The following is an 8308-nucleotide window of genomic DNA, read 5'->3' as shown; positions in this document are numbered from 1 at the left end:
TTTCCAGCTAAATATTCTTGCACAACTTTCATCTTAAATTCATAACTATATTTTGCCATTTAAAAACCGACCTCCCATCAGTTAGATTCTTAGGTCTAACTTTTAGGGGTCGGTTCATTGTGCCCGATTCTTTTTTATACTAAATACTATTTTAAGCTGGAGAGTAAAGGTTTTGCAAATACTTAAAGACTTCCGATATATAAAATTTTACTATCTCAAGACCAATGCCATCTTCTATTTTTCAATATTTTTTACTTTTAGACTTGAGATTAATTATGATATAAACTAAAGGTAATTATTAAATTGAACGGTTATCCTGTATTACAAAAAAATAGGACCAATAATATCCTATTCTATTATTATGCCTTTCTCTAACTCAATTGATAAAACAATCATAACTCTTTCTGCCACATAAGCTGTATAATTCTTTTCATCTTTAGTAAATTCCATAATTCCTAAAGAGCGTAATAAATCCTTAGCTATAAATAATAGGTTTTCTACCATTATTTATCACCTTTTACATTAGATTTTACTTATTATAGTCAAATAATTGTTTAAGAAAATCCTTCTTTTTTTGAAATTTTTTAAATAAAAGTTGATTTATTTTTTATGTTTGTCTCATACAATTTAATTATTGGGAATTTCTTTCCCAATATTAGTATATTATGAGTTTGTACAAGTGTTACTATAAATATAGAAAGATCAGGAATTAGTCCTGATCTAAATTTAATCTCTCAATATTCGGAGAGCCTCGGCAACTTTTCTTGCAAAAGTTATTGGATCTTCTATAGAAAAGAAGTGAATATAAAATAGTCTTGTCCTATCAAATAACCAATGGTTATGCAAAGCAGTTACTTCAATTCCTCTTTCCCTTAAAGCAGTTATGAAAGGATTTATTTCTCTTTGAAGTATTACTGTTTCTCCTAAATTTAATGTTCTGCCTCTGTTATCCATAGATTCAAAAGAAAACAATGCTGCTAGTGCTAAGGGACTTCTTGTAGGTCTTCCTGCAATTTCAGCTTCAATATTTCTATTAAATGTTACTGCACATAGATCCTCTTCTGAAGTTAATATAGAAGCATTTAATATATTTGCAAATTGCTGACAAAGTCCATCTTCATCTATATTCTGATCACTAAATTCCTCTTCTATTTCATCATAATCATATCTATGCAAATTATAGCTATAAATGTCTCTTTTGATTTCAGTCATATATAATTCCCCCTCAATAACTATATATGTTGTCCCTAAAATTATGTTACTTTTATTTATTAAATTTTTATGTAACAATTTAAATTTTGCTCTAACTACTAGTTTGATACCTTTAATTTTATATGATTGGTTTGCAAAATTAAATTTCACTCTGCATACTAAACATTTATATCACCAAATTTAAGCAAATTAATATAATCATATATTTATTAATTAATTAGCATCTATTGATATAGAAAGTATCTAATAATATTATCACCCTCTTCTACATAAATATTTGAATTTTGCAAATCATATTATCAGGAGGTGAAAATAATGAGTGATAGAAAAACACTAGCACCACATGAAACTATACAATTACGTGAGTTGATGAGCAACTCAATTCTAGGATATAAAAACATTAATGCAAGTCTTCCTATGGTTGAAAATCCAGAATTAAAGAGTTTTTTAACGAATGCTTTAAATTCTAAAAAAGCTAGTATAGAAGAAATGCATAATTTTGTTAATAACATTGATATGGAATAGGAGGAGCTATTATGTCATGGCTAGAAAACTTTATGGGAGGTAATGATAATAATATGAACGATAGGGATATTGCGTTAAATATGCTTGCATCTTCTAAAGCTGGCGTAGGGATGTTGTCTGCCGCTTTGGTTGAGACTACAAATCCAGAACTAAGACAAATGTTATCAAGTCAATTAACTGCTGGTATAAATGGTCATTTTCAGTTATCAGATATGGCCATTCGAAATGGTTGGTATAATGCATATGATGAACCATTAGAACAAATTTATGCAGTTTCAAAAGAAACTAAAAATATTATCAGATAGAATCTAATTGTTTGTAAAAGTAGAAACTGATAAAATGTGGCTACTCTTTTGTTTTTTTAAAAAGCCTTGGAATACTCCAAAGCTTTTTATTTTTTTATTCTATTTTCCTCTGCAATTCACTTGTAAAATTAACTTTCATTCTAAATAATAAATATTTATTTCACCTTTTTTAATTAATTTAATATAATAGTATTAAGCGTTAGACATGCTTTGCTAATAGCTTATCACCCATTTTCTCTTGATAAAAAGCATATTCCAATATATAAAGAGACCCTCTAGGAAGGTCTCTTTACTGTTTAATATAGAAATGAAAAGTACACCTCTCACCATATTCTCTTTTCATAACTTAATCCTATGAATGCAATAAACACTCTTTATTACCACAGCGTCTACGCACCAGTAACTATAATCTTTCTATATTTTCCATGATAGGAACAAGTTATATATTTTAACTCATTCTCATCATGATTTACTTCATTAGCAAGAAGCTGGTGAGATTTAATGTAAATCCTTATTTAATTTTAACACATGGTTTTAGAATAGATTTCTATAATACTATATTAGTTTCCTCTACTAAATCAATTAATTCCTCTACTCTTCTATTAAGCTTTCTCTGAAATCTATCTAGTTTATTGTAATAAGTTTCATAATCCTACCCTGCAATTGTAAACTATAAAGAAGTTCATTATCAGATCCTTTTTCATTGTCTTTTGTGTATGTACAATCTAATTCTGATATCTGTTTTCTAATATTTCTATTTCGCTTTTTAGATATTTAAACTGTGATAATTGCTCTTTATTCATACTTCCCTACTCCCCGCCTCTATCTGCTTCATAACTATATCTATACTAAGCTTGGTACTATATATAAATTATATATTTAATTCATATATAGTTTCAGCTATATCCCTATTCATTTTTAATTCTGCTATCTTCTCATTCCCCCTACACGAATCAGATATTGTTATGACTGGTATTCCTGAACTTCTAAGCAGTAATATTTCTTTTGCTAATCCTACTCTATAATCTCTTTCTGCTATTGTCTTATTCTTCCCTCTTTCTTTTATAATTATAATAGCTTTATTAAGTTCACTTCTAAGATTATTTAATTCTCTCTGTATATCCTGCATGTCCTCCCCCCTAAAAAAGAAAAAGCTCAAGGATTTAATTTCTCCTTGGGCTTCTAAAGTCTCTATCTTTTTAATTTAATGTATAAAGTATATAATATTTATTGTATGTTTTCTCTTATTTACTATTGCTTAGTTACAAAACGACCTTGTTCAGGTTTAGCAATTGCATCAAAATCCTTTACTAATACTTCTAGGTGTTGTATAAGTTCTTCACCTTCAATAGGTTTTCCGTGACTTGCTATTGCCAATGAAGGTTTTAAATCCGCAAGAATTCTTACTGAGTTTTCTGCTGCCTTCCAATCCGTTGTTAAATATTTTGGAGGACCACTTATTTGTTCTTTATGTGTTATTACAGATGATAAGGATTCTTGTTTTGTCGTACAAAAAGCATCTCCAACAATAAGTATACGGTCTTTTTCATGAAATAATGAGACATGCCCTTCAGTATGACCTGGTGTGTGTATCCACTTCCAGCCAGTGATACCAGGTACACTACCATCAGTAGGAAGGGCTACAGCACGAAAACCTAAATCGATACTTGTATGCGGAAATGTTGGTGACATTTTTGCCACTAGACCTTCATCCACAGTAGGGTCCCCTAAAGGATAATCCTTTTTTCCTGTTACATAGGGCATTTCTAATTCATGAATATATACTGGAACATCCCATAATTCGGATAATTTAATAACTGATCCGACATGGTCAAAATGTCCATGAGTAAGAATAATTGCTTGTGGTCGGCTATTCTTACCAAACCTCTTCTGAACACATTGCAATATAAAATCTGCTGAGTTTTCAAGACCTGTATCTACAACTATCCATTCATTTTCTTTATTTCCAACTAAACAAGCATTAACAATTGTAAAATCCATTAACAATATATCTGGAGTTACTTCCTGTGATGTTGCTGTCATTGCCGATAATCCTTCCACTATTTTATTACCCACTTTTAACACTCTCCCATTTATTGTTTTATTAAAAATCATCTTTAATAGTATGTGGAAAAATGCTTATTTTATAAACTATTAATATCAACTATCGGTATCATATTTCTTCTTAGTCTTGCATCTCTTACATATTATTTCACCTTTGCCTTCTGCCCAAAGTAATAACTTGCCACATTTACTACATCTTATTTCTTAATATTTATATCTCCCGCCTTTAGCTCACCATCTCATATAGTCTTTTCTTTACCTGTGTGGGAATAATATCCTCTACTCTATAGGTGCATTTATCCTTATGCCTTCTATCCTCATGGTCCTCATGATTTTTATTCTCCTACATAACTTTTATTGTATCTTCATGCTCCTTATATTCTTCTATGCTTGTACCAATTTTCTATAAATTCCATTTGATGTGGTTGGATATTACTTAAAGGAAATCTTGTCTCTTCCTTTGTTTCTTTATCATCAAAAGCTATAGATATTCTCATTATTTCAAAATACTATTTGCTACATATTCTTTAAGTAATGTCCCTGTAATTAGCTTTTTCCATAGCTTTAATGCTTTCATCTGTATCTCCTTCTTTTAATTTATTAATTAATAACACTTCATCACTACTTTTCATATGTTAGTATTAGGTTCTTTACTTAAACCGAATATTAAATAGGGGGTATCTTTATGGATGAATTCATAGGCGGTAGAAGAGATTGTGATAGGGACAGAGGTTGTGGTAAGAATGATAGTTCACTGCTATTCTTCTTTCTATTACTAGTAATTATTTTCTGTGGTGATGATTTACTTGGTGGCTTCTTCGGTAAAAAATGTTAAATTATCACACTAATCGGGGCTTGTCCCCGATTTTCTTTGTTTTTTTACTTGTATAAATCTTTTTTTCTTCCTTCGTCCCCATCTCATAAAACACATTTGCTATGCTGTACATCTCTTGATTTCCTTCTTTCTTTTACCAAAGTGTTTATATAAATCGATTGATCACCCTCCTCACTCCTATTGCTCTTTAGTTGAGGAAGGAAATTTAAGTGCAAAAGGAAATATAAGTGCAAAAGGAAATATAACCTTCTCTTCATTCTTAGATGATTAGTTTGAAACCTTTATCGATGGTAAGAAGACTTATAATACAGTTAAGAGGTACAAAGACTGTATAAAAGCAAATTTAGGAAAAGTTAGGCTTGATAAATTAAATACTAAAATAATAAATGAACTCTATCTAAAAATGTCTAAAGAAACTATAACATTAAAAGATGGTTATGTTCTTGGCCAGATGGTAGGCCGATTAGACCTACTTATATTTCAAAAGCTTTTACAAAATTTGCCAAACAATTTTTAGAGGAGAAAAGGATCGATAGGATTACTTTTCATGGACTCAGACATTCCCACGCAACTATGGTTTATAGAGTTGGAGCTGATAGTCAAGAAATATCTAAAAGACTAAGACATTCAAGAGTATCAACTACAGATGATATTTATATCCACGTTACTGAAGAAATAAAAAAATCTACCGCTCGACTATTTGATCAAGCGATAGATTCTAAAAAACGATCTTTATACAAATAACCTCCCTCTGACCAGGGAGGTTATCTTTTTCATGTTGGACAGTTTTTGGACGTTTTTTAATTTTCGTCCGTTTTCCTAAGTCCTACAAGTATGTGTTTTTGGAGGCGCCACCCAGATTTGAACTGGGGAGTAAAGGTTTTGCAGACCTCTGCCTTACCACTTGGCTATGGCGCCATATATATAGCCCTAATTAATTAGGGCTACTCATTATGGAGCGGAAAACGAGATTCGAACTCGCGACCCTCGCCTTGGCAAGGCGATGCTCTACCACTGAGCCATTTCCGCATGTTATCTAGTACAATCTTACATTCTAGCATGTTTCGCTGCCTTATTATAATAGCATAGATTCACAGAAAATGTCAATACTTAATTTTATTTTTTGATTAAATATTACAATTCAATTTCTGTTAGCAATCATGGGCTTATTTACCTAGAACATATTGGTGCCCGGAGCCGGAATCGAACCAGCGACACGTAGATTTTCAGTCTACTGCTCTACCGACTGAGCTATCCGGGCATCATGCTTTACTTTGTTAGTAAAAGTTATTTACTTCTTCGACCAGATATACCAATCAAGGATTAAGCGATGCACACAAAACAGAAATTTGCCGTTTTGGTGCCCTGCTTATACCGACTGAACTATCTGAGCATCACGTTTGCCTTGGCAAACAGAACAATATCTAGTATATATGAATTTCCTCTATTTGTCAACTATTAATTTTTCTAATTCTTCTTTTGAAAAATGATATTTTGTATTGCAGAAATGACACACTACTTCTCCTTTTCCATCTTCTTCAATCATAGCCTCTATTTCTTTTTTTCCTATGCTAAGAAGCACCTCTTCTATCCTTTCCCTAGAACAATCACATCTATAATTAATATCTACTCTATCTAATATTTCCATTTCAAATTCTCTTAGCAACTCATACATTATATCTTCTGGTGTTAACCCTTTATCTATTAAAGAGGATATTGGAGGTGTTTTTGATATTGCTTCCTCAATTTTAGTTATATCTTCATCTGATACATCAGGTAATAATTGAATTATATATCCACCTGCTGCTTTAACTGATATATCTTTGTCAACTAATACTCCTAGACCAATAGCAGATGGCTGCTGCTCTGATATTACATAATACGTTGCCAAATCCTCTGCAATTTCTCCTGATACTAAATTGGCCTGTCCTATATAAGGCTCTTTTAATCCTAAGTCCATAATAGTGGTAATAGTACCATTAGACCCTACAAGTCTACCTACATCTAACTTTCCATCGTCTCTACTAGGTACATCTGCATAAGGATGGTCTACATATCCTTTAATCTCAACCTTATTATTGGCTACTATCATAATAGTCCCAATAGGTCCATCTCCAGAAATTTTTAATGTAAGTCTGTCTTTTTCATTTTTCATCATCACACCCATCATAGATCCAGCTGTTAAAGCCCTTCCTAACGCTGCTGTAGCTGTAGGTGATGTATTATGATTATTTCTTGCCTCCTCAACCATGTTTGTTGTGGTTGCTACAAATATTCGGATATTTCCTGTTTTATCTATACCTCTTATCAAATAATCTTTCATCCTAATCACTCCTGAAACCTATATTTATCATTTTATTGCTACAAAGTTTATCCTCTCAGTTTTTTCTACTGGTCTTTCAAACTGAAATGCTTGAAAATAATCTACATCTCTAAATCCTGCTTTTTTAAGTAGTTCTACTATTTCATCTAGTTCATAAGCTCTTTCTTTATGTTCCTCATCAAATCTTTCATATATTTCCCCGTCTTCACTAAAGAAGAAAGTTAAATAGAATTCACAAATATTTTTATTCTCATCATAATAATTCTGCCAAGTATAGAATACATCTTCTCTATCTTCTACAAAGGTATTATTTCCTATAATATATTTTAGTTTATAAAAAGAGTTTATATCAAATATAAATATACCATCATCTTCTAAATGATTCCAGACATTTTTAAAAGTTTGAAGTAAATCTTCTTTTCTAGTAATATAGTTTATACTATCACATATGGAAATAATAGAGTCAAATGATTCTTTTAAATTAAAATCAATCATATTCTGTTTTATTAACTTTACATTTTTAAACTTCCTAAGCTTTCCATAAGCTTGAGACAGCATATTCTCTGATAAGTCAAAACAAGTTAAATTATAGCCTTTCTTCGCTAAATAATAAGAAAGGTTTCCTGTCCCACAAGCCATCTCAATAATCTTCCTAGGCGTCTTATTATATTTCTTAAATATGTCTTCTATATAATTAAACCAATCTTCATAGTTAAAGTCCATCATCAATTCATCATAGATACTAGCAAACTTATTGTAGATATCCATAACTATTCCCCCTTTTACTAATTATTCAGATTTCTTATTCATTTCTCTTTTTCTTACAGTCATTAATCCGCCTATTCTACCAGATTCCTTAGCAGTTAATCCAGCCCAACCTACTTCTTTGATTTTCTGTGTTAATCCCAGTTCCTCAGCTATCTCATATTTTAACTTATCCTCTAAAGTTTCAATTTTATCTTTCTTCTTATTTTTCTTCATATATCATCCCTCCTAGCTCTATTATTAGGAAGAACCCCTTTAATTATTCTTAAAGAAATAAAT

General features: G+C 31.0%; 12 protein-coding genes and 3 tRNA genes. 4 read left to right on the top strand and 11 right to left on the bottom strand.

The annotated features are described in order from the left end of the window. Positions 1–348 precede the first annotated feature (348 nt). On the bottom strand, positions 349–504 hold the full coding sequence (locus RDK80_RS19780; RefSeq protein WP_308525283.1) for a hypothetical protein: 156 nt from the start codon (positions 502–504) through the stop codon (positions 349–351). Between the two features lie 222 nt (positions 505–726). Next, entirely contained in the window at positions 727–1212 is a 486-nt protein-coding gene (locus RDK80_RS19775; protein ID WP_308525282.1) for a DUF1259 domain-containing protein, read from the bottom strand. Between the two features lie 315 nt (positions 1213–1527). Here RDK80_RS19775 and RDK80_RS19770 point away from each other — a divergent pair, with 315 nt between their 5' ends. Then, positions 1528–1737 (top strand): hypothetical protein, encoded by a 210-nt coding sequence (locus RDK80_RS19770; RefSeq protein ID WP_094903374.1) that lies wholly within the window; start codon positions 1528–1530, stop codon positions 1735–1737. Between the two features lie 11 nt (positions 1738–1748). Next, positions 1749–2042, top strand: a complete 294-nt coding sequence (locus tag RDK80_RS19765; protein WP_201259982.1) for a spore coat protein — start codon at positions 1749–1751, stop codon at positions 2040–2042. Positions 2043–2913: 871 nt separating this feature from the next. On the opposite strand, the gene RDK80_RS19760 is transcribed toward RDK80_RS19765, so the two are convergent. The 3 genes from RDK80_RS19760 to RDK80_RS20180 form a co-directional block, all read right to left on the bottom strand. Further along, on the bottom strand, positions 2914–3171 hold the full coding sequence (locus tag RDK80_RS19760; protein ID WP_308525281.1) for a hypothetical protein: 258 nt from the start codon (positions 3169–3171) through the stop codon (positions 2914–2916). A 122-nt stretch (positions 3172–3293) separates the two neighbouring features. Then, on the bottom strand, positions 3294–4118 hold the full coding sequence (locus RDK80_RS19755) for an MBL fold metallo-hydrolase (protein ID WP_308525280.1): 825 nt from the start codon (positions 4116–4118) through the stop codon (positions 3294–3296). A gap of 362 nt (positions 4119–4480) precedes the next feature. Continuing rightward, positions 4481–4603 carry a Holliday junction resolvase RecU gene (locus RDK80_RS20180; protein WP_374041687.1) on the bottom strand — a complete coding sequence of 41 codons (123 nt, stop codon included), beginning with the start codon at positions 4601–4603 and terminating at the stop codon, positions 4481–4483. Positions 4604–4791: 188 nt separating this feature from the next. Here RDK80_RS20180 and RDK80_RS19750 point away from each other — a divergent pair, with 188 nt between their 5' ends. Beyond that, complete coding sequence (locus RDK80_RS19750; RefSeq protein ID WP_158220162.1) at positions 4792–4941, top strand: hypothetical protein; 150 nt, start codon at positions 4792–4794, stop codon at positions 4939–4941. A gap of 423 nt (positions 4942–5364) precedes the next feature. Beyond that, positions 5365–5685: a tyrosine-type recombinase/integrase gene (locus RDK80_RS20175; protein WP_374041688.1), complete on the top strand. Its 321-nt coding sequence runs from the start codon at positions 5365–5367 to the stop codon at positions 5683–5685. A 99-nt stretch (positions 5686–5784) separates the two neighbouring features. On the opposite strand, the gene RDK80_RS19745 is transcribed toward RDK80_RS20175, so the two are convergent. The 6 genes from RDK80_RS19745 to RDK80_RS19720 form a co-directional block, all read right to left on the bottom strand. Continuing rightward, positions 5785–5859 (bottom strand) — tRNA-Cys (locus RDK80_RS19745). A gap of 36 nt (positions 5860–5895) precedes the next feature. Further along, positions 5896–5970 (bottom strand) — tRNA-Gly (locus RDK80_RS19740). A gap of 156 nt (positions 5971–6126) precedes the next feature. After that, positions 6127–6202, bottom strand: a tRNA-Phe gene (locus RDK80_RS19735). A gap of 183 nt (positions 6203–6385) precedes the next feature. Beyond that, positions 6386–7264 (bottom strand): Hsp33 family molecular chaperone HslO, encoded by an 879-nt coding sequence (gene hslO, locus RDK80_RS19730; RefSeq protein ID WP_308525279.1) that lies wholly within the window; start codon positions 7262–7264, stop codon positions 6386–6388. 27 nt (positions 7265–7291) lie between these two features. Then, positions 7292–8032 (bottom strand): class I SAM-dependent methyltransferase, encoded by a 741-nt coding sequence (locus tag RDK80_RS19725; protein WP_308525278.1) that lies wholly within the window; start codon positions 8030–8032, stop codon positions 7292–7294. Between the two features lie 21 nt (positions 8033–8053). Next, complete coding sequence (locus RDK80_RS19720) at positions 8054–8245, bottom strand: small, acid-soluble spore protein, alpha/beta type (RefSeq protein WP_094903360.1); 192 nt, start codon at positions 8243–8245, stop codon at positions 8054–8056. Between the last annotated feature and the right edge of the window lie 63 nt (positions 8246–8308).

Source organism: uncultured Tissierella sp. (genome assembly GCF_902479755.1).
In the GTDB taxonomy this organism is placed as follows: Bacteria; Bacillota; Clostridia; order Tissierellales; family Tissierellaceae; genus Tissierella; species Tissierella carlieri.
This window is presented reverse-complemented; position numbering and strand designations above follow the sequence as displayed.